The sequence below is a fragment of the Rhodococcus phenolicus genome (genome assembly GCF_001646785.1).
GTDB classification, from domain to species: Bacteria; Actinomycetota; Actinomycetes; order Mycobacteriales; family Mycobacteriaceae; genus Rhodococcus; species Rhodococcus phenolicus.
Map to the genome: position 1 here is coordinate 1 of NZ_LRRH01000130.1, position 645 is coordinate 645.

The window sequence follows — 645 nt, forward strand, 5'->3', positions numbered from 1 at the left end:
CGGACGTGGGCGGTACGCGATCACCGGCCGTGCATGAACTTGAGCATGGCGGCCGAGATCTTCATGTCCCGCTCGGAACGCTCGAGCGACATCAGGTTCAGCGGTGCCTTGAACTTCTCGACCGTGACGGCCTTGGGGCGGCTGAACTCGCGCAGCCCGTCCGCGCCGTGGATGCGGCCGAAACCGGACTCGCCGATCCCGCCGAACGGCAGCGACGGGATGCCCGCGAAACCGAGCACCGAGTTCACCGAAACCATGCCGTTGTTCAGGCGCTCGGCGAGCGCGCGGCCCCGTGATCTGCTCTTGGTGAAGATCGACGCGCCGAGTCCGTAGCTGGTGCCGTTGGCCCGCTCCACCGCCTCGTCGAGGTCGCGCACCTTGTTGACGACGACGGTCGGGCCGAACGTCTCCTCGCAGACCGCGCTCGAGGTTTCCGGCACGTCGGTGAGGATCACCGGTTCGACGAACCGCTCCTGCACGGACTCGAGACCACCGACGACGGCGGTGCCGCCCTTGGCGAGGGCGTCCTCGACGTGGCTGCGCACGATGTCGATCTGGCGCGGCAGGGTCATCGGGCCGTACGTCGAATCGTCGGTGCCGCCCGGGACCGCCCGCTCGACGGTCTCGACGAACTTGTCCAGGAAC

The 645-nt window shown here is 68.2% G+C and carries 1 protein-coding gene; it reads right to left on the bottom strand.

What is annotated here, in order from left to right; translation table 11 throughout:
- Window positions 1-20: 20 nt before the first annotated feature.
- Window positions 21-645 (bottom strand): aldehyde dehydrogenase family protein (locus tag A8G15_RS26815; protein ID WP_245688017.1); only part of this gene is annotated, 625 nt, incomplete at its 5' end.